The sequence below is a fragment of the Paenibacillus sp. JNUCC32 genome (assembly GCF_014863545.1).
Classification (GTDB): domain Bacteria; phylum Bacillota; class Bacilli; order Paenibacillales; family Paenibacillaceae; genus Paenibacillus_AQ; species Paenibacillus_AQ lautus_A.
The window spans coordinates 2533152-2553976 of record NZ_CP062260.1 but is presented as its reverse complement, the minus strand read 5'-3'; the positions used below and the strand labels follow the sequence as shown (position 1 = coordinate 2553976).

The window sequence follows — 20825 nt, the reverse complement described above, 5'->3', positions numbered from 1 at the left end:
CGGCCAGTAAGCTTATAGACGGATGGAGACGAAACGGGAGAAACCTGCTGCCCGGGTGGGCTTTGACGACACTGCGCACGGCGCAGACAGAGCTGACCGGATTCCACGATGGAGGAAGGGGAGCGATTTATGAAGAAGCTTGTGCTTGCGGCACTGGCGGCAAGCCTGTTGTTTGCGCTGTATCCATTTCTGCCGGCCGCCGAGACGGCGTCGGCTTATGGAAATCCGCACGGGACGGCTTTTTACGTAGCCTTGGACGGAAATGACTCGAACAAAGGGACGATCAACAAACCGTTTCGAACGTTGGAAAAAGCGCGTGACGCCATTCGGGCGTTGAAAGCGAAGAAAGGGCTGCCTCGGGGCGGCGTCACGGTCTATCTTCGGGAAGGCCGGTACGAGCGCGCAGCCAGCTTTGAGCTGGGTTTGCAGGATTCGGGGGAAGCGGGCAAGCCGGTAACCTATACGGCCTATCCGGGCGAAACGGTTATCTTGTCCGGTTCTAAGCAGCTGGAGAAATCCGCATTCGTTCCGGTAGCCGATCCTGCCGTGCTGAACCGCATTATTAGCGAAGAAGCAAGAAACGAAGTGCTGGTCGCCGATCTGGCCGCCCTCGGCATTACCGATTACGGCGAGATGAGCCGGCACGGTTATTACTTGGCCAACGATTTGAGCAAGGTGCCGCCGATGGAGTTGTACGTGGGCGGGCAAGGGATGACGCTGGCACGCTGGCCGAACGAGGGAACCGTCCAAATGGACGAAATCCTCGATCCCGGACCGACGCGGAAAGATCCGAACGGGGAGGTCCATACAAGAGGCGGGACCTTTACGTATACGTATGACAGACCGCAATACTGGACACAGGCGGACGACATTTGGCTGGATGGCATTTTCGGCTACAGCTGGGAATGGTCCTACAACAAAATCGCTTCCATCGACACCGATGCCAGAAGCATCACGCTCCGGTACGGAGAAATGAGCGGCATTTTCAAAAATTGGTACCCGGATTTCCATTTCGCGCAAAACCTGCTGGAGGAGATCGACATGCCCGGCGAGTATTACATCGACCGCCAGGCCGGAAAGCTCTATTTTCTGCCGAACGCCGAATTCATGACCGCGAATCCTTCCATTGAAGTGACGATGCTCAAGACGCCGATGATCAATGCATTGGATGCATCCCATATCGATTTCTCGGAGCTGATCCTGGAGAACGGGCGCGATTCGGCGGTCGTCTTCATGGGCGGAAGCCATATGCGCGTCCTCCATAGCGAAATTCGCAACTTCACCAACAGCGGCGTGCTGGTCAACACCCAGAGCCGGTTTCATTATAACGACTTTACGGGGGTTCCCGGAACAGACCACAAGATCGAGTACACCCACATCCACCATATCGGGGGAACCGCCGTCACGCTCACCGGAGGCGACAAGACAACGCTCGCGCCGGGCAACAACGCCGTGGAGAACTCGCACATTCATGATTTTGCCTATTATCATAAGGCTTACAATCCGGGCGTCCTCTTGTCCGGAGTGGGCAACCGCATGTCGCACAACGAGCTGCATGATGCTCCTCATCCCGGTGTGCTGATCTTCGGCAATGATCATCTTGTAGAGTACAACGACATTTATGACGTTTGCAAAACCTTCTCGGATCTCGGCGCCATTTACATGAACGCGGGCGAAACGCCGCAGCAGCGGGGCACCGTCATCCGCCGCAATTACTTCCATAACATCGGCGAAGCCAAGCCCGGCGTGGAAGGGGTATATCCCGATAACTTCACGATGGGATTGAAGATCGACGAGAACATCTTTTATAAAATGGGCAACTCGGCGATCAAAAACAACGGCGGCGCGCATATTCTGACCCGCAACAATATATTCGTGGACAGCAAGATTCCGTACGACTACGCGGATTTGTTTCTCGGCGACGAGCCGGACGATCAGGTTCCGCTGAATTACATGCCGAAGTGGGAGGCGCTGTTCGAGGCCAACAACGACTTCGTCGGGACGCCGTATCTGGCCAAATATCCGGAGCTGGCAAACTTTTTCACGGAAAACCGCTATTATCCGGACACGAACACGTTCCACGGCAACGTCGTATACAATCCGACAGTTCCGCGAAGCTCGACAACCAACGCGGAAGGTGCGTACGACAAATTCAATCTGGTCCAATATGCGGATAACTGGGTTACTAACGAGGATCCTGGTTTCGTCAATCTGGCAGGAGGCGATCTGTCGCTGCGTCCGGATGCGCAAGTATTCCAGGCCATCCCCGGCTTCCCGGATATTCCGTTTCACGAGATCGGCATTAACGGGAAAGCAGGTACCACGAGCAGTCCGGACAGCTATCCGGTGCAAAACGTGGTGGTCTATGACAACCAAATCACGGTAGATCGTTGGAAAACGATGAAGCTGCGCACGGCGGTCCTCCCATGGAACGCGGATAATCCGAAGCTGGTCTTCACGTCGGCCGATCCCGGTGTCGCCACGGTCGATACTAACGGCATCGTCACGGGCCAGGCGGTGGGCCAAACGGTCGTCACCGTGGCGTCGGCGGAGAATCCGCAGCTCACGGCGGCGGTGGACGTCACGGTCGAAGCCGGAGACGGCGTCATGGATTTCACCAATTTCGAGTCGGGGGCGAACGGCTGGCCGCAGGATGCGAACCGCAGCATCGTCAAAGAAGGCGACAACCGCTGGTATAAGATACTGAACGGGGCTACCGCACTCAGCGAGAAATCCTTCGCCGAATATGATCTGAGCTTCAAGCTGAAGACGCCCGAGTCGATCGGTGAAAACGCAACGCTGTACGTGTTCGATCGCCAGGCGGGCAGCGGTTCGACCCGCGTCGGTTACAAAACACGTCCGGACGGATCCTCCTCCTGGCTGCTGTATAACGCAGCCTGGACCGTGCTGCGCGAAGAGAAACTCCCCGGCCACGACCTGCAGCCAAACACGGAATACGAGATCAAGGTGCTGGTCAAAGGCGGCGATGTCAGCGTATACGTGGACGGCCAATTCCGTCTCAAGGCTGCCGATCCGGGCCATAATGCGGCAGGCAAGGTCGGATTCTATGTCAACAACGTCAGCCATATGCTGTTTGACGACATCCGGTTCAAGGCGCTGAGCACGGAGCTGGCCGGCATCATACCGTCCGAGCGCGAAATACGGCTTGCCGCCGGCGAGCAGCATCAGATGCAGGTAACGTTCGATCCCGTGGATACCCCGGATACCGGCATGACTTGGCAATCCGCCGATCCATCCGTGGCGGAGGTAAGCGATACGGGCGTCGTCCATGCCGTATATGAAGGACAGACCATCATTACCGCCGTGTCCGTCGTCAATCCGCTTATCAAGGCGGATATCGCGGTGACCGTTTCGGGCATCATGCACGAAACCGACTTCGAATCGGGCGGCAACGGCTGGCCGGTAGACCCGAACCGCAGCATCGCGGCGGATCTCGGCGGCAATCGCCGATACAAAATTTTGAACGGTGCCACGGGTCTGCTGGACCGCGTCTTTGAATCGTATGTACTCGAATTCAAGCTAAAGACCCCATCGTCGATGCCGGAGGACGGAACCTTTTATATTTTCGACCGTCAGGCGGGCAGCGGATCGACCCGGATCGGCTATCGATCCCGGGCGGACGGAACCTCGTCCTGGATCCTCTACGATTCGGCATGGCAGAAGATCGCCGAGACCCCTTTGCCGACTCGCGACTTATTGCCGGACACGGAATATGCGGTCAAGGTCGTCGTGAAGAATGGGGACGTCGCGGTTTACTTGGACAACGAGCCAAGACTTGCCGCTACGGATCCGAATCATCAGCCTTCTGGCAAAGTGGGCTTCTATGTCAGCGGATTCGATTATATGCTGTTTGACGATATCCGCTTCTCGGTGGTGCCATAAGATATGCGGCGTGTCCTCCCGGTATCATGGGGGGGCCGCCTTTTACTATCGCAAAAGAAAGCTTCAGCTTCTTGAAATTGAGACATCCTGTAACATCAAAATTGACAGCAGGAGGTGCTGCATGCCATTCATGCAACGATGTTTATATAGGGCCGAGGAAATCGGGGGAAATATCCGTTCCCGGTTTCGCGGGGAACGGTTTATTCAAGCGGTTGAAGATGCGATGAAGCGGGAGGGCGTACCCCGATTAAGTTTGTTTGCGGATGGAAGCCGGTTGTTTCTTTATTATGAATGCCGAGGTGAGCAGGTCCTTCCGGAAATTCTGCTGCCGGAAGCCAATTCGTGGCTGGCCGTTTGGCCGGGAGGGGGATTAGAACGACGATGGGCGGCCATGACCGATATTTTTCATTACCAAGCCCCCGCTTCGGAGAAGCATTGGGAACGCAGGTATAAAGACAGCGTGCCGTATGGAAGGATCGCCCGGCTGAAGCCCGAAGAGACGGCCAGCTACGTGTACTATCATTACCAGTACCAGGAAGAACGGCCTGGCGATGGAGACAAGTACGGGATCATCGGCCTGCATGAGAATCTGCTCTTCTTCTACTCCGAGCTTCCCGCTACGCTTGAGCCAGCGCCCTACAAAGGGAAGCTGAATACTTCGCTCCGGCCGGATGATTGGGCGGCGGCGATGGACCCGCATTTTATCAAGTGGGAGGAGGCGCCGAGCGGACAGGAGATCTGGCGGGAGTTGGAGCTTGTACGGGAAGTGCGCATCTCCGACGAAAGGCAGGGTACAAAGCATGCGTAACCGATGGTGCCTGAACGGAGAGTGGGACTTCATGCCGCTGTACGATCAGCCGCAGCGCCGGCAGCTTCCGGATGAGATCGTCTACGAGCCGGAGCCCGTCCGGGTTCCTTCCAGCTGGAGACGGTCGTACGAGCAGCCAAACGGCAGAACGTTCGGCGAAATTCACGAGCACGGATATGCTCCGATGGATCTCTACAGCTATCCCAAGGCGTGGGACGCCGCGGAAGCGGGCGTTCTGCACCGCTGCTTCCGGATTCCCGAACACATGGCCGGTCAGCGGATCGTCCTGCGGCTGGACGGCATTATGCAAAAAGCCGTCCTATTTCTCGACGGGGCGGAAGTCGCGGTTTGGGAGGACGGCTACCTGCCGCTGCGGCTCGATATCACGTCGAGCGTAGCGCCGGGCCGTGAGCATCATCTCCATATCCTATGCGGGAGCTTCGACAGAGTGAAGCTGCCGTCCGGCATGGAGAAAGTGACGGGATTGACAGGTTCATGGTTTGGCAATGTCGCCAGAGGGATATGGCAGGATGTCTATCTGGAAAGCTACCCGGTTCTTTCACTGGAGGATGTAACCATTTGCACGTCCGTGCGGAAGAAGTGCTTGGAGCTTGCGGTTATCGCCGGGACGGCCGAAACGGCTCCGGTTCTTGGGCCGATCCATGTGAGGCTGAGCGTGCGGGAACTTGGCGTATTGCGACAGGATGGAGAACTTTCGGAGGCAAGGGATGCCGATTCGTCAGGCAGCGGCACCCATCGATACGGGGTTCAAGATGCGAAGCCGCAGCAAGCTCAGGGCCGTGGAATTGAAACGGAGAGGCACCTCGTGGAGAGAAGGACAGGAGGGAGATCGGAAGCCGAAGACAAGCTGGCCGTTCCGGTCCTCCTGGCGGAGCAGCCCGCTGAACAGGTCGATCCATCGGCTGCCGGGATGCTTCGGTTGTGCGAGAACGAACGCGGCGGAGCGGTTTATCGCGCCTCCTTCACCCTGGATTGGCAGGACGCCAAGCTGTGGAATCCTGACACGCCATTCCTATATGTCGCGGTGCTTGAACTTGTAGCAGGTGAGCAGGTTCTCGACCGGCGCGAAGAGGTATTCGGTTTCCGCGAATTTTGGTGCGAAGGTCCTCAATTTATGCTGAACGGGATCCCGATCCATCTTCGCGGCGATTCGTGGCATTTTCAAGGCGGACTCCAGCAGACGGAGACGTATATCCGTAATTGGTACCGGATGTGCCGGTCTGTCGGAATCAACAGTATCCGCCTGCATGCCGAACCCTATCCGGAAGATTATGTGCGGATTGCCGACGAGGAGGGCATGATGATTATCGACGAAACGGCCATATACGGATCGGGCAAATCCATGCTCGCCGACCATCCCGAATACTTGGACCATTGTCGGTTGCATGTTCAGCGGCTCGTTCGGCGCGACAAGAATCATCCTTCGGTCATCATGTGGAGCTTGCAGAACGAAATGCGCTGGGTAGACGGCCGGGACGGCTACAGGTCGCAGATTCCCGGCTTCATGGAGGCAATGCGCGAACTGGATCCAACGCGGCCGATCATCGCAGAAGGGGACAATCGGCTGCTATCCAAAGCGCATACGGAAGTGGAGAGCCGTCATTACAACATCGACGGCACCATTGCTCAATGGGACCGTTCCGTCCCTTTGACCTTCGGCGAACACGGCGGATGGTGGTACATATGCCCGCAGAACGCCAGCATGTACGCAGGGCTGCAGGCCTATCGCGGTACGGACGAAAGCACGGCCGGACTGGCGCACAAGGAACGCCTATTCGTGGAGTATGCGCGGCGGCAAGGCGTCTCGGGCATAGCCACGTTTAATTTCGCCCATTATTTTATGCGGTCGATGCCGGAGAACGACGTCGCAGCTCCGCCGTTGGAACCGGGCTTGCCCCGCGTAAGCCCCAAGACGATCCCGGCGTATTCGCTGACGATCAACAACGGTATGCTCCCGGATCATCCGATGTATCTTCCTAATCCGGCTTTCGCCATCATGGCGGATGCGATGAAGCCGGTTACGATGTTCGCGGCCGAATACAACGGCTGCTTCTACGACGACGCCCCCATCTCGCGCAGCTTTGACGTCTTCAACGACACGCTGTCCGCACAAGACGTGCGGATTGAATGCGAGGTCATGCAAGGGGAGACGATCGTGCTGGATCGTATCTTCACGTTCCGTCAAGAGCCGGCCGAGTCCAAGGCCTTTGAAATCACGTGGACTCCCATCCCCGTGGATACGGAAGGGACGGCGCTGCTGAAGGCCTCGCTGTTCCATGGCAAGCGTCTGATGTTTGAGCTGCGCAAGGAATACCGGCTTGTGCCGGGAAGCTTGCTCCATGATCCTGTCGAAGTCGGCCGCCCGGCGGCTTACTGGGGCTCTGAAGAAGATTATATCCGGATCCGCCGGCTTGTACCCGGCTGCGAACGGACGAACCGCGACGCGATCGCCTTGCTGTCGTCCGATGATTTGCTGATTATTGGCAGCAATGCGGAGGATTCGGACGGCAGGCTGGAAGCGGAGCTTAAAGCCTTCGTTGCGAGGGGCGGACGCCTGCTTCTGCTAGAGCAGACCGGCCTGTCGCTCGGTCGGCTTACGCTGTCGCGCAGGCCTTTTCTGCGCGCCCATGCCGGGGATTACCGTCATCCGGTGCTGAAGGGCTTGAGCGACAAGGACCTGATGTTCTGGCACGAGGAGCTGTGCGAAGAAGGGCCGTTGCCGATCATACGCGCCGCGTTCGAAAAGCCGGTCCATGGCGATTTCACCTTGCTGCTGGAGTGCAGCGCCGGCGATTTCGGCGACGGGGGGGATCTTTGGTCGCCGCTGCTGGAATATCGGAGCGGAAGCGGCATGTTTCTGGCCAATCAGCTGGAGATCATGGCCAATCTAGACCGAGTACCGCAAGCTTGTCTGCTGCTGCGCAACCTGCTGGCTTATGCAGGGCGGGCCGAGGAAGCTGTCGTCACCGCCGCCATGCGGACGGCAGGAGCGCTGGTAAGCCCTGGAGGGACAGCGGCAGCGTTCCTCGACCGACTTCGGCTGCGTTATAAGGTGCTGGATGCCGCAGCGGTGATAGGTGAAGCTGCGGAGCGCGAATTCCCCGAGCAATCCTTCGGCCTGCTCGTGGCCGAAGCCCGCCTGCTTGGGTCGCCTGGCGCTGCCGAGGCCGTCAAGCGCTATGCCGAAGCCGGCGGGCATGTGCTTGTCCTGCCGGCGGACAGCAGTCAGCAGGACACGCTTGCCCGTTTGTTGGGCCGGCCGGTACGCGTGGAGCCGCACGAGGCCTACCATCTAGCGGCAGATTACTCCCACGACGCCGTGCGCGGCTTTAGCCCGGTTGATTTGTTCGGCTTCGATAAAGTGTTCCTTTCGCCGCGCGATGTCGTGAACCGGCCGCTGGCCAGCGATCAGCTGGAAGTGCCGGGCATGGCGGATGTGTGCGTAAGCATCGAGGGAACTGCCTGGAAGGATTATTTCGTGAATGGTTACACATCCGAATACAGCCGTCTTGCGCTGGTTGAAATCAACCGCAGGAACGCTCGCCGCCCCGGTGCTTTTCTCGTTGGAGAGAGGATAGGGGCAGGTTCCATTCTCTGTTCGCAGCTTCTGACTGATCTTGACAGTGACAAAGCGCAGCGATTGTACACTCGACTACTCGCCAATCTGGGGTCTGCCTTCGATGACCGCTTACTGGAGAGCGAGAAAGATGACGGCGCATGGGCCGTGGAAGCGGTTATGGCGCTGCCTTGCCCGCCTTACGTCGATTACGAAGCCATGAAAACGTATTATACCGATCCCGAATATTCACTCAATAATTTGGGAGAAGGCTTATACGGCTGGATGCAGAAAAAAGAGCGCAGGTCCGAGGACGGAAAGATGCGGATCGCCCATGCCGCGAACGAGCCATGGTTCTTGAGCTGTTTCGTACAGGTCCCTGAAGGCGCCGAGTCGTACCGCAAGGGATACATGAGAATTCGATCGGAAACACCGTACGACATTTATTTGAACGGCGAGTTTGTGCCGGAGCCAGAACTTGAGCTTGTCCTGAAGAGCGGCCTTAACCGGCTGATTGCGATTGTCCATGGAAACGGCGGGAATATGGACTTCGGCATGGTCTTTCTGCACGAGCATGGATCGTACATGAAGGATTTGGAATACCGCATGACCCTGGACGAAGTCGAGCCGAAATAGCGGTGAGAATGGAGAGGGCGAGCTCTGCTTGGATGGAGCCGCACCTAATGAATAACTTACGGAGGGCAAGATGGACTGGAATGCTATCATTGAACAAACCTTGCACACGACCAAAGCGAATATCGCACGGTTTGAAGATCGGTTTCCGCATGTCGGAAACGGAAACGGCAAATACCAACGGGTGGATCATACGGATTGGACGGAAGGATTTTGGCCGGGAATCCTGTGGCTGAGCTGCGAGTACGGTCAGGATTCCTATATCCGTGAAGCCGCAGTCCGATGCACGCATTCATTTCAAGCAAGATTAGCGGAGCATAAAAATCTGGATCATCACGATATCGGTTTCTTGTATTCTTTATCTGCCCTGGCGCAATGGATGGTTGAACGGGACGAAGCGGCCAAGATCACGGCTCTTCAGGCGGCTGATGCGCTCATGAGAAGATGGAGGCCCACGCTTCAGCTTATCCAGGCGTGGGGCCCTGAACATGACCCCCAAAACGGCGGCCGGATCATCATCGACTGCTTGATGAATTTGCCTTTGTTGTGCTGGGCAACCGAACAGACCGGGAGATCGGCATATGCCGAAGCCGCCCGCATTCATGCTGACAAAAGCCTGAAGTTCCTGGTTCGCGGCGATGCCTCATCCTATCATACCTTTTATTTTGATCCCGAATCGGGGGAAGCCGTGCGCGGAGGTACCCATCAAGGATTTCAGGATGGTTCCACGTGGTCGCGGGGGCAGGCTTGGGGCATATATGGATTCGCGCTGGCCTACCGTTATTTCGAAGAACCGCAATATTTGGACACGGCGATTCGAATGGCGCGTTATTTCATCGACCGTCTTCCGGATGATCAAGTCGCCTACTGGGATTTCGACGTTCCGCCAACGGCACTTACGCCTAAAGACAGCTCTGCCTCAGCGATTGCCGCTTGCGGGATGCTGGAAATCGCCGACCAGCTGTCAAGCGATGATCCCCGCAGGGAACTTCTCCTTGATGCCGTTCGGCGTTCCATGGATTCCATGGTACAGGGATATTTTACGAAGGGTAATCCGGACGAAGAAGGCTTTTTGCGGCATGGTTCGTATTTTGTCAGAGGGGGAATTGCGCCGGACGATTTTGTCATCTGGGGCGATTATTTCTTCCTGGAAGCGCTCATGCGTTTAAACAACGGGCGGCCCGGTTACTGGTATGAACCCAAGAGGTAAAAAAATAATAGAATGATCTCCTACTAAGCGAGAGACCCTGTCATTTCAGAAGCAGGCAGGGTCCCCCGATATTATAAGCCCTTGCTGTGGAGGGCTTTTTATAATGTACCATTTGATGTACCAAATAAAATGAGACAGGTCAGTCTTACCGATGAACACGGATAGGAAGCTGAGTCAACATTTGTCCTGCCGCAGAAGGACTCAGGTTATCTTCCAGTTTAAATTCAGGAACGGGTTCAATGCGCGGGAAGAAATCCATGAACCTGCTTATCGCAATATTTGCTTCCAGCCGTGCCAGCGGAGCACCCAGGCAGAAATGAGCGCCATTCCCAAAGGTTAAATGTTTTTTGTTATTGGTACGGTGGATGTTCAAGGTGAAGGGATCCTCAAATACCTCTTCATCCATATTGGCAGCACTCATCCATGCGACGACGAGATCCCCTTGTTTCATATCTACGCCGAGTACATGATTGTCCTGTTTGACGGTTCGATCCATTTTTGCAATGTTAAACCGATAGCGGAGCATTTCCTCGATGGCATTGGGAAGGAGCTCGCGGTTAGCCTGGATTTCCCCGTAAATTTGGTTGTTGTCATATAAGAACGAATAGAACGTATTAGCTAGCAGATGAGTCGTCGTTTCAATGCCTGCACCCAGGATAAACATCGTCGTTCGGACGATCTCATCGTCCGATAACCGATCCCCGTCCACCTCGGCTTGAATGAGATCGGAGATGATATCGTCCGCGAGATTGGCTCTTTTTTGGACGATATGAGGATAGAGGTAGTTGTAATATTCCTTGGCAGCTTGACGTTTCAGTTCTTGTACATCTTCCGAATGGTTTTTGGGCAGGGGAAGGAACAAATGGTTTACCCATTCCTTGAATAATAACCGGTCTTCGGAAGGAACTCCGAGCAGATCCGCTATGACGATCGTTGGCAGCGCACTGGCATAACTTTGGACGATGTCAATGACATGGGCGTCTCCCATTTCCTGCAGAAGCTGGTCTGCAATCTCTTGAATGCGCGGCTCCCAGAGCTTCAAGCTGCGAGGGGTGAAAGCCGCCGATATCAAGGCACGGCTTTTTTGGTGTTCCGGGGGGTCTGATTGCAGGTTGATCTTGCTCATTTTCTGGCCTTCGTCATTATCGGCGCCAACGCTGATCATCGTCCGCGTTCTAACACTAGAGAAATATTCATGATCCTTGAGAACCCTCTTGACGTCATCGTACCGGAAGACGTTCCAGGTTTGGGTCGCCTGATTATAAACGATGGGCTCATGCTGCAATTTGTGTTTGTACCATTCATAAGGATTGAATTCTTCGATCGGTGAACGGAATTGCGTGATTTCCTCTAAGGAGATGATCTCATGATTCATTACATTCCCTCCAATGCTAGTGTAATATAACATATGTTAATTTAACATATTGTTTTAATTGGTCATAGTTTCCAATGACCCATGTCCAAAGTTCTGTTTATATTCTTCCTTGTCGGATTTTGATTGAACATATACGCTAGAGATGTGCTGTTAAATATGCAGCGGTATTGTCAAATCCGTCGACGAAAGGCCTGAACGATCATGTATCTTGAACTTCTCATTCTGATCCAAATCGATAAATCTCCGAAACACGGGTACGAAATAAAAAAAGAAATCCAAAAGGATCTCGGTTATTTGATGGACGTCAATCACAACATGTTATACCCGACATTGCGAAAATTTACGGATGAGGGATTTGTTCGTAAGCATCGAAATGAGCAGGAAGGCAGACCGAATCAGTATGTATATGAAATTACAGAAGCAGGGAGGGAACAAATCGCAAACCTCATTAACAAATTCACCGAAAAAGATGCAAAACATCAAATCGAATTCATGGTTAGAGTGTCCCTGTTCGATCGTATTTCGAAGGAGGACCGGAATCGGATTTTACATAGGCGAAAGAAGGACTTAGAAGCGCTGCTGTCAGATATCGAGAGAAGACTGAATGAAGAAGGGGACGAGTTATTCCGGGACGAGGTTCTACGGTATTCGGTCTCCCAGGTTCAAGGCGAATTGGCGTGGATCGATAGGCTGGTCAGCAGCTTAACCTGATGGGTAAATACGGCTTCGACCAGAGCTTTATTCATCGCAGCATTCAGCGCGACGATGTTTTAACGCGAGCAAAAGAGCCGCGAAATCGCGGCTTTTTACCCGTGGATCTTGAGGGTCTGGGTAGTGGATGGGGTGTTGGGCTCGCAGGGTCGAAAATTAAGCAAAGGGTTTTCCGTTGATCTTGACATGCTCCATAATTGTATTATCCCAAACCGGTAGAGCTTCCGCTTCACTTACAAACCGGCTTCCGGATAAGGAGCCGTTATGAAAGATTGCTTCATTGAAACTGCATTCTTCAAAGAGGCAGTACATCAGATGTGCGCCGCTAAAATTAACATTCGAGAAGTTACACCGAATGAAGGCCGCGTCGCGTGCGATGGCGTGACTTAAATTGGCTCCGGTAAAATCGCAATCCTCAAACCTTTCTCCAATCCGGGCTTTTTTTAAAATTGTTTTTCGAAACGAACAATGGTTGAAATGACGCGTCACAAACGAACCGCCAAGTTTCATTCCATCAAAGCGGCAATGCGTAAACCTGGATGAGTTCAGACCCGTTCCGTCCATAAACTTGGCAAAAGATAAATCAACATGCTGAACATCCAGGTACTGGATAATCTCACTCAAGGTGACACCTCGGAAATCCTCTTGCCCTGCATCTGTCAATCCAAAGGGAGAGGAAGGGAATCTCCGTGCTTTTTTATGCATATTATGTTTGCCTGTAACCGCAGCCACAGCCTGATTCACTTCGGTGGTTTGCTCCGTATCCCATCTTGCGATCCATTGTTTCGCGCTCAATGAACAACCTCCTATTTCCAGAATCGAATGTATGCTCTTAGAAATGATCTTTAATCGAGTCGGTTTTATAGTATCATAGATGAAGCAATAGATTCCAAGATTTGTATGGTCTTAAATCCATGAAGGAGCCGCTAATGGAGGGTTTAAGTCATGATCATGGAGAGTGTTAGGGTAGATGAGGAACAATACGAAATGATATAAAGGAGCATAGTGGAACATGGATCAGACACTGGAAACACTTTTGAACGAAATGAAACTGGAGATCGACAAATGGATGGCCTATATCAGCGATAAAAACGCGGAGGACATCGTAAAGCGTACTTCGCTGCAGATCGGGATCCACGACTATGCGCTGCTCGAATATGACAAGGGCAGGGTGAGCATGGCGGAACATGACCTGGACTTATCGATGCCGGTAGACAGGGGGACACCTGGTGAGCCGTTGACCGAAAAACATGTGCGAGAGTACATCATTCCTGAACTATCCTCTTATATGCAGCATAAATTGGACGAGATGCCGAGCTCATTAATCGATTATCAGTTTACGTTTAACGGCAAGTTTCGAGTGCGTGAAGGCGACCTGAACCTTTCCATTCTTACATATGCAGATGAGGCAAAGAAGAAGCAATTACAGGAACGAATCGCAATCTATATTGCCAATAAGCTAGAAGCGGGAACCTATCCGACGAAACCGTTGGAGACGTTTTTCCTGTCCAGGCACATCCTGGACGAGGGGCTGTATCCTGACGCGGATCCCGCATGGATCATTGCCGTTTTTGAGCGGGTTCAGCAATTGAACAAAGGGAACCAACATCTCGCAGAGCATCGATCTAATCTGATTACGGCTTTACGGGATTGGGCGGAGCAGCGTTGGCTGCCGCGTTATTTCGATAATATCGGGACGCAATGGCAGCGAGAATACAAGAAAAAAATCGATATTCATTTGGAAAATACCGAGCAGGGTCCAATCGATCTGCTGATCTACGCCGCCATCCTGATTCTGAAATACGAGCCCTCTTATAGCAGAAGCACAGGATTGGCTATGTTGAATTGCGCTAAGGAGCTGGGGAGCGAACGGGCCAAACGATTGACTAAGGAAGGAAGCGGGACCTTCGCCAAGGAAGACGTCTGTTTGCGTGACGAAATGATTGACTGCACGGCCAACGATGTGTTTGCCGAGGTCTCCATAGCCATTAAGCAGGAAACGGGGGAGAGTTACGCTCGCGCCCTCCGGTTTCTGACACGCCTCTTCAGCTTGGGATTCCCGAAAAGCTGCCAAATCAAACTGAAATCTTCGGTCAAGCAGTGGCTGCCGATCAAAGGATTGGCTAAGTCGGGAACGCATCGGTTCTTCGCCAACGCCTTGGAATACCCGGATTTGTATCCCTTCATGGAGGAGTATGCCAAAGCAGCGATGGAGCCGTTTGAATGGTATGCGGATACGGAAGGGGAAAAAAACTGCATGCCGGGAAGTTATGCCGTCTTTGGCCTCGGATTGAAGGATCAAACGTATTTCCCGTTGGTGGAGGAATACATGGGCAAAGTCGATGACGAACACCAATCCGTTCAAAACCATTTCACGGTAGCTTTTAAAGAGCGGCATGGTGTTCATACGGAAACCATTCCAACCTTGATAAAGTGCATGCTGCACTGCACCGATTCGATGAAACTGAAGATGCAATCGGACATGGAACGCGATCGAAACGTCAGGCTAGTGCTCGATCAAGTTCGCGGACTCCCGTATTACCAGGTGGAGCATATCGTATATTTGATCTGGGGCGGTACGGACAAGCTGAAGAAGATAGCCGCCAAAGCTGAAGGGGAGATGGCGCAGTGGCTCACCGAGCTGGCGGAGGCCGCCTGTCGGAAGTAATCGTGTTCACTAAGGCCAACCTTAAATGAGTCAATGATGAGCTGCTGAAAGGCAGCTTTTTTTATCCTTATCTAACTGTTCTAGGAAAAAATGATGCGAAAATGATAGATTCGAAGCCGTTAATATAGTAGCTAAAGGTAGACGCATTGATATAAAATACGGACAAGAAGACAGGAAGTATGAAGGCCGCTCGATAATCTGAAAGCGTTGTCTTTAAGATTCTGTGGAACCTATGAATGCAGGGGAGGGGCCTTGGAATCGGCACGTTATGGGCATTGCGAATAGAAGAGGCTGAGCTTCGAGCTGGAGTTGCTTTATATTGAGACCATGAGGACAGAGGATTCGCTATTTTGCCGAAATGGGCTCATTATGGTGACCTTGCGGACCCAGGATCCGTTATTGCAGCATAATCGCAAATGATTCCACGCTAAATCCTGCAATAGCGGATCTCTTGTCCGCATATGGCTGTGAAAACAGGTAAATCAAAGAAATAGCGGAACCAGGGTCCTCTATTATCGCAAATCCATGAAGTTAAACGAAGCTGGATCGATTGCCGTGGTCCTAATGAGGGAAATGGTCATACGACGCAAATCCCTGGTGTTATTTTGGTAATATCGGACGAATATTGAGATCACGAGGACAGAGGATACGCTATTTAACCGAAATGAGCTTATTATGGTGACCTTGCGGACACATGCTCCGTTATTGCACCATAATCGCAAATGATTCCACGATGAATCCTCGCGAGGAAGGGACCCCAGGCATCATTCGCGGTCCAAACGGGCAGCCCGTCGTACAATTGAAGGGCATCACGATGGGCGCGAGCCAGCGAGCGGAATGGATCGTTTCTATCAAGCCGCGAGATTCTGGCTGCCCAAGGAAACGCCTCCGGCGAAACGCTGGAATGGATGAAAACAGATAAGAAGACGCTGGAATTCAACAACCATTTCGACGCAGTCAGCAGCAGCTGCATCGGAGTGCTCAAGGAGTTGTTTCCCGAGTTCGAGTACGGATGGTTTGATTATTATCTCGACCATGTGCCGAACTACATGCCTTATATGACGACGGACAACATTACGATGATTTCGCGCGCACTCCAAGCATAAGGAAATTGCGCTTAAGCTGATCGAGAAGGCCCACACGGATCGTACATACCACAATCTCCTGCTGTATGGCATGGAAGGGGAGAACTACAATCTGGAGAGGGATTACATCAGCTACGCGGGCATCAAGTCGGAGAACAGTAAGCCGGGCTGGATGGGATTGTATGACGGCAGCATGAGCCAATTGGAAAAATAACCGGGAGAATGGCAGGCCACCGTTGAGCATTAGCATTCGGAAGGCGCGAAACGGGCCGTAGAGAACGGAGAGAGCCCGCTGGCGGGATTCCGCTTCGATACGGTACCGATAACGGCGGAGCTCGCAGCCATGGAGGCAGTCAGATCGCAATACATCGTACCGCTGTCCGTCGGCATGTCCGAAGGTATCGATGCTGATCTTGCATTTGCGAGGCAGCAGATGAGCGAAGCTGGATTCCCGAGCTTCATGGAGGAGCTGCAGAATCAGCTGGATGCATTCGCTGCCATGAAACGATAGGGGATAATCATGAAGCAATCAAGTGATCCGACAAGGAAGCGAGGAGGTCTCAAATGACGAATTCCAATATAAACCTTAATGCTGAATTTGAACGCATCGAACGCATCCCTACAACCCTTACCGGTGATGGTGCCTGGTGCTGGTTTGCCGATCCGAGGGCGCTGCGACATGTCAATGCCGCAACGGGCAGCGACAAGTCATACATCGGGTACATCGATGTTGAGGGCAGCATCCAGGCGGTTCAATATGATCATGTGACCCAAGAACGCAAGCAAGTGCGGGTGCGGGCGGGTTTCCAGCAGGATGACCATAACAATCCGACGTTTTTGGCACTGCCCGACGGCCGGTTGATGATTTTTTATGCCGAGCACTCGACAACCCCATATTTTTATTATCGCGTCACAGCCCGTCCTGACGATCTAGAAACCTTAGGGCCTGAAAAAATCATCGCTACCACGGGATATGGGAACACCACCTATCCTTCTCCCTACGTGATGAGGGATCAGCCCGGTTATTTCTATCTGCTGTGGCGGGGCATGAATTGGCACCCGACCGTCGCTAGGTACACGCTGCCGGATCCGGATGGCGACGTCACTTGCGACATGGAACCGAAACAGATCGTGGATTCCAGGTGTTCTGAACAAGAAACCGGAAAAAGGCCGTATGCCAAGTACGAAACGAACGGCAAAGACAAAATTATGATGACGTATACCTATACGCATCCGGACAATATGATTCCGAATTCATTGTACTATTCGTATTTGGACGTGAATACCCTGACGCTGCATGGCGCTGATGGACATCAGCTCGCAGATCTGCACCGCGGGCCGCTGAAGCTGGATAACAAAGAAACCGATCCGGCCTACTTGGTCGATCGCCAGCCGGGCATACGCAACTGGAACTGGGATATAGCCGTCGATAAAGAGGGATACCCGGTGATCTTGTTTGTTAGGATCAGTAGGGATAAGGATCGCCACCATTATTGTTACGCTAAGTGGTCCGGCTCCGATTGGCGGATTACACCGTTGGCGGATGGCGGACGATGGTTCCACCAAAATGATCAAAGAGAATTATGCTATTCCGGGGGCATGACGCTGGATCATAACAACCCTTCCATATTGTACATGTCAATCCCTGTAAAGGGTACATACGGTGAGGTTTTCGAAATTCATCAATGCGTCATCGCGCATGACGGGACGATCGCCGAAATAAATCAAGTCACCAAAAACTCGACTCATAACAACGTTCGACCTTTCGTTGTCCGCCATGCAGCTCTGGGCGAAGCGTATGATTTGATATGGATGCACGGGGATTACTACTATTGGGATCATTCGCAAGGGCGGTTGGGTTATACGACGGGACTGCGAACCTTGTGTGAAATCGTAGCGATTGAAGACGAAGGGAAGACCGATCCTTCGGCATAAGTCATATATCGGCAACACCGAAAAGCATCTTGGGAGTCGACCGTTTCCAGATAGGGAGAAACGGTCGATTTTTTATTTGAGGTAAGGAATTTTTGTTAAATAAACTGCTTCCCGATGAAGGCAGCATGGATAATGGCTAAATAAAAGTAGTCCCCAACCCGAGAACTGTAATCGTATCTGAGAATATGCTTTGGGTCCGGCGACATATGGCTAGGCGTGATGATTGTCGTGACTTATGTAACCCCGGTTTTCCAGGTTACCCTGCCGTTCATGCTGCTGTTGACGATATGGATCAGAAATAAGTCGACTGCCTGAATACTTTTGATTCATGTAATGAACAATAAACCTGGACTGCAAATGCAATCCGTTCGCAGCGCCACCACCGTGGATTTATAGCTGCATAAAAATCGAAAAACCCATAGGAGGTACATGAATGCAATTCGAACAACAGCAAAATCATCAGAACATGGAAACCGGCATGATTCCACCGCAATTGAACCATGGCGGTCATGAAATGTTCGATGTACACGAGGTACTGGCAGGAGCCATTAATACGATGAACACGTATACCATGCTGAGCGGACATGTGCAGGATCCGGAGCTTCGGGATATCTTGCAGCGCCAAAAGCAATTTATGGCGGATGAATATAATATCACCTTAGAATGCTTCAAAACAGGACAAGATCCATCCAAGTCGACGCAAAGCTATAAAATGAAGCAAGGGAACGACTTTATCTACGGCATGAAACCGGGACAACCGAAAAAACCGATGCAGTCCACTGCCGAGATCAATGATGAAACCATCGCGCTCAGCATGCTGAACGCCGTGAAATCCGGCGCTACCATGAAAACGAATGCAGCGATGGAATCCACGAATCCGGTTGTGCGCCGCGTCCTAGCGGATTCCCTTCCCAACTGCATCGAAATGGCGTATGAAATTTCGCTGTATCAAAACAAGCACGGCTACTATCAAGTGCCGCAGCTGCCTCAGCAAGATATGCAGTATATGCAGAACAGCTACGCCACGGCTCCGATCCAGTCGCAAATGCCAGGCAAAATGGCCCCTCACTAAATCCATAAAAGCGCCAAGTCCACAAGGAAATGGCGCTTTTATTTTTTCTGATTTAATCAGATCACATCAGTTATAAGAGAGAATTCAGCTAGAGCTGAACACACTGTTTTATTGAGAATGATTATCAACGAGATTATAATAGGTTAAAACAGGAGTTCGTCAGAAGGAGCGCCAGCATGGAAGAAACGCAATATTCGCTGTTGGGAGTACGGTACATAAAGCAAGGTCACGCCGAAGAGCCAGTCGGGGGTTTCATGGAGACGCATACCCTATACCTGATCCATAAAGGCTCCGGCGACTTATATTTGAACGGAGGAAAACACCGACTGAAGGCGAAGGCTGTCTGTTATTGTCCGCCGGGTTCGATCGTCGACATTCAACGGACGCCGTCTTCGCCGGTGCCGCTGGAGGTTTACGAATTGCGTTATGAAGTATGGGATCTCAAGGAGAGCACCGCGTGCAACAGGGTATACATCAAGAATTTGTCTGCACTGATGGACATCGGCAAGCTTCCCTTCGCCGCAACGCACGAAGCTCTTGTCCTGATTCAAGAACTAAGCCAACGAATGCAAGATCAAGCAGGAGGCGGAGGACTTGCAGCTCGTCTTTGCATCGACGCGGTATTTAAACAGTTGTTGAGCGCGCTGCTGCGATCAACGAACGATAAGAATCGGGAAGAGGATTGGCTTGAGCGTATGAGACTTGCAGTTGAATATATGGAGAAGCATTATCACATAGCCTTAACGCGTAACGACATGGCAAAGAGGGCTGGATTTACGCCGGAGCACTTTTCCGTATCGTTCAAAAAAGCAACGGGCTCCGGTTTCACGGAGTATTTAACCCGGCTGCGACTCGAGAAAGCCAGAGAGGCATTGCTTGACGGCGACGATCGCAATCTCGACCGCATTGCACGGGAGGTCGGATACCAAGACGGCATGTATTTAAGCCGGAAATTCAAGCAGCATTTCGGCCACTCTCCACGCGATTATATGCAGCGGCCGAAGCGTATTGTGGCGCTGCAATACCTGGGCCACCTGCTGGCGCTCGGACTTACGCCCGTGGGAACGTCATCGAATCTGCTGCGCGCCCGCCCCTACAGGGGAATGCTTAAGCATGTAGCGGATATCGGAGATGCCAAATCGCACCATAAGATTGCCTCCGTGCAGCCTGATCTGATCGTCACGTCCGGACCCAACAGCGAGCCTTTGTCCCGGCTTGCTCCAACAATCTACCTTCCATGGGGGCAGGAAGACTCCTTAGACGAGCTGCTCCGGTTGGGCAGAGCGCTGAATCGCGAGCGGGAGGCGGAGAACTGGATTACTGCGTTTCGGGCGAAAGAGGAAGCTGCAGCCTCGATAGTCGCCAACAGAATCAGTACTCATAACGCGACGGCAGTTGTACTGGAGTTTTGGCAGGACCGGTTATGGGCGGTCAATATCGCCTATGGCAGAGGCCTTCGCAATTTATACCGGACCTTTTCCTTTCGGCCGCCGGAGCCGCTGACTGATTACGTCCTGGGAGAAGGAATCGGCTTGGTATTAACGCCGGATATGCTTGCCGCGCATGCGGCGGATTATATATTCGTAACCGTGTGGGAAGCGGGAGGAGGTGCAGCATATGCAAAACGGGTTATGAATACCAAGGAATGGAGGAGCCTGCCCGCCGTTCGCAACGGCAAAGTGTTCTTACTCGATCTGGAGCTGTTTAAGCATAATGATCCGATAGCGTTAGAGCAGCAATTAAGCATCCAAACCGAACTTCTTACAAATGTCCATAGAACCGCAAACGGAGCGCAATAGACGAGCCTTCTCCCTATTAATATAATAATGATAATCATTATCAATAGGT

The 20825-nt window shown here is 52.6% G+C and carries 13 protein-coding genes; 11 read left to right on the top strand and 2 right to left on the bottom strand.

Features of this window, described 5'->3' with window-relative positions; genetic code table 11:
* Positions 1-129 precede the first annotated feature (129 nt).
* From JNUCC32_RS11315 to JNUCC32_RS11300, 4 genes are all read left to right on the top strand, one after another.
* Entirely contained in the window at positions 130-3903 is a 3774-nt protein-coding gene (locus JNUCC32_RS11315) for an Ig-like domain-containing protein (protein WP_192572079.1), read from the top strand.
* A gap of 121 nt (positions 3904-4024) precedes the next feature.
* Positions 4025-4711, top strand: coding sequence for a hypothetical protein (locus tag JNUCC32_RS11310; protein WP_192572078.1), 687 nt, complete (start codon positions 4025-4027; stop codon positions 4709-4711).
* A complete protein-coding gene (locus JNUCC32_RS11305; RefSeq protein ID WP_192572077.1) occupies positions 4704-8924 on the top strand; it encodes a glycoside hydrolase family 2 protein in 4221 nt (1406 codons plus the stop codon). The genes JNUCC32_RS11310 and JNUCC32_RS11305 overlap by 8 nt, the downstream gene beginning before the upstream one ends.
* 70 nt (positions 8925-8994) lie before the next feature.
* Positions 8995-10131, top strand: coding sequence for a glycoside hydrolase family 88 protein (locus JNUCC32_RS11300; protein WP_192572076.1), 1137 nt, complete (start codon positions 8995-8997; stop codon positions 10129-10131).
* 145 nt (positions 10132-10276) lie between these two features.
* Here the strand turns inward: JNUCC32_RS11300 and JNUCC32_RS11295 are convergent, their stop codons facing one another.
* Positions 10277-11506 (bottom strand): cytochrome P450, encoded by a 1230-nt coding sequence (locus tag JNUCC32_RS11295; RefSeq protein WP_096773537.1) that lies wholly within the window; start codon positions 11504-11506, stop codon positions 10277-10279.
* Between the two features lie 201 nt (positions 11507-11707).
* Between JNUCC32_RS11295 and JNUCC32_RS11290 the strand changes: the two genes are divergently transcribed.
* Positions 11708-12217, top strand: coding sequence for a PadR family transcriptional regulator (locus JNUCC32_RS11290; RefSeq protein ID WP_192572075.1), 510 nt, complete (start codon positions 11708-11710; stop codon positions 12215-12217).
* 156 nt (positions 12218-12373) lie between these two features.
* Here the strand turns inward: JNUCC32_RS11290 and JNUCC32_RS11285 are convergent, their stop codons facing one another.
* The gene (locus JNUCC32_RS11285; protein ID WP_192572074.1) at positions 12374-13012 is read right to left on the bottom strand and encodes a pentapeptide repeat-containing protein; all 639 of its coding nucleotides are present in this window, start codon (positions 13010-13012) and stop codon (positions 12374-12376) included.
* A gap of 217 nt (positions 13013-13229) precedes the next feature.
* Here JNUCC32_RS11285 and JNUCC32_RS11280 point away from each other — a divergent pair, with 217 nt between their 5' ends.
* The 6 genes from JNUCC32_RS11280 to JNUCC32_RS11255 all read left to right on the top strand — a co-directional run bounded on the left by JNUCC32_RS11280 (position 13230) and on the right by JNUCC32_RS11255 (position 20776).
* Positions 13230-14885 (top strand): DUF6138 family protein, encoded by a 1656-nt coding sequence (locus tag JNUCC32_RS11280; protein WP_192572073.1) that lies wholly within the window; start codon positions 13230-13232, stop codon positions 14883-14885.
* 908 nt (positions 14886-15793) lie between these two features.
* Entirely contained in the window at positions 15794-15991 is a 198-nt protein-coding gene (locus tag JNUCC32_RS11275) for a hypothetical protein (protein WP_192572072.1), read from the top strand.
* Positions 15992-16313: 322 nt separating this feature from the next.
* Positions 16314-16481: a DUF3502 domain-containing protein gene (locus tag JNUCC32_RS11270; protein ID WP_323373692.1), complete on the top strand. Its 168-nt coding sequence runs from the start codon at positions 16314-16316 to the stop codon at positions 16479-16481.
* 53 nt (positions 16482-16534) lie between these two features.
* Positions 16535-17905: a BNR repeat-containing protein gene (locus JNUCC32_RS11265; protein ID WP_192572071.1), complete on the top strand. Its 1371-nt coding sequence runs from the start codon at positions 16535-16537 to the stop codon at positions 17903-17905.
* A 433-nt stretch (positions 17906-18338) separates the two neighbouring features.
* Positions 18339-18977 (top strand): spore coat protein, encoded by a 639-nt coding sequence (locus JNUCC32_RS11260; RefSeq protein ID WP_015735056.1) that lies wholly within the window; start codon positions 18339-18341, stop codon positions 18975-18977.
* Between the two features lie 176 nt (positions 18978-19153).
* Positions 19154-20776 carry a helix-turn-helix domain-containing protein gene (locus tag JNUCC32_RS11255; protein WP_192572070.1) on the top strand — a complete coding sequence of 541 codons (1623 nt, stop codon included), beginning with the start codon at positions 19154-19156 and terminating at the stop codon, positions 20774-20776.
* Positions 20777-20825 lie beyond the last annotated feature (49 nt).

Excerpts from the sequence above, each read along its gene's own strand:
- JNUCC32_RS11315 (WP_192572079.1), top strand. The coding sequence starts at position 130 with ATGAAGAAGCTTGTGCTTGCGGCACTGGCGGCAAGCCTGTTGTTTGCG.
- JNUCC32_RS11310 (WP_192572078.1), top strand. The coding sequence starts at position 4,025 with ATGCCATTCATGCAACGATGTTTATATAGGGCCGAGGAAATCGGGGGA.
- JNUCC32_RS11305 (WP_192572077.1), top strand. The coding sequence starts at position 4,704 with ATGCGTAACCGATGGTGCCTGAACGGAGAGTGGGACTTCATGCCGCTG.
- JNUCC32_RS11300 (WP_192572076.1), top strand. The coding sequence starts at position 8,995 with ATGGACTGGAATGCTATCATTGAACAAACCTTGCACACGACCAAAGCG.
- JNUCC32_RS11295 (WP_096773537.1), bottom strand. The coding sequence starts at position 11,506 with ATGAATCATGAGATCATCTCCTTAGAGGAAATCACGCAATTCCGTTCA.
- JNUCC32_RS11290 (WP_192572075.1), top strand. The coding sequence starts at position 11,708 with ATGTATCTTGAACTTCTCATTCTGATCCAAATCGATAAATCTCCGAAA.
- JNUCC32_RS11280 (WP_192572073.1), top strand. The coding sequence starts at position 13,230 with ATGGATCAGACACTGGAAACACTTTTGAACGAAATGAAACTGGAGATC.
- JNUCC32_RS11275 (WP_192572072.1), top strand. The coding sequence starts at position 15,794 with ATGAAAACAGATAAGAAGACGCTGGAATTCAACAACCATTTCGACGCA.
- JNUCC32_RS11270 (WP_323373692.1), top strand. The coding sequence starts at position 16,314 with ATGGAGGCAGTCAGATCGCAATACATCGTACCGCTGTCCGTCGGCATG.
- JNUCC32_RS11265 (WP_192572071.1), top strand. The coding sequence starts at position 16,535 with ATGACGAATTCCAATATAAACCTTAATGCTGAATTTGAACGCATCGAA.
- JNUCC32_RS11260 (WP_015735056.1), top strand. The coding sequence starts at position 18,339 with ATGCAATTCGAACAACAGCAAAATCATCAGAACATGGAAACCGGCATG.
- JNUCC32_RS11255 (WP_192572070.1), top strand. The coding sequence starts at position 19,154 with ATGGAAGAAACGCAATATTCGCTGTTGGGAGTACGGTACATAAAGCAA.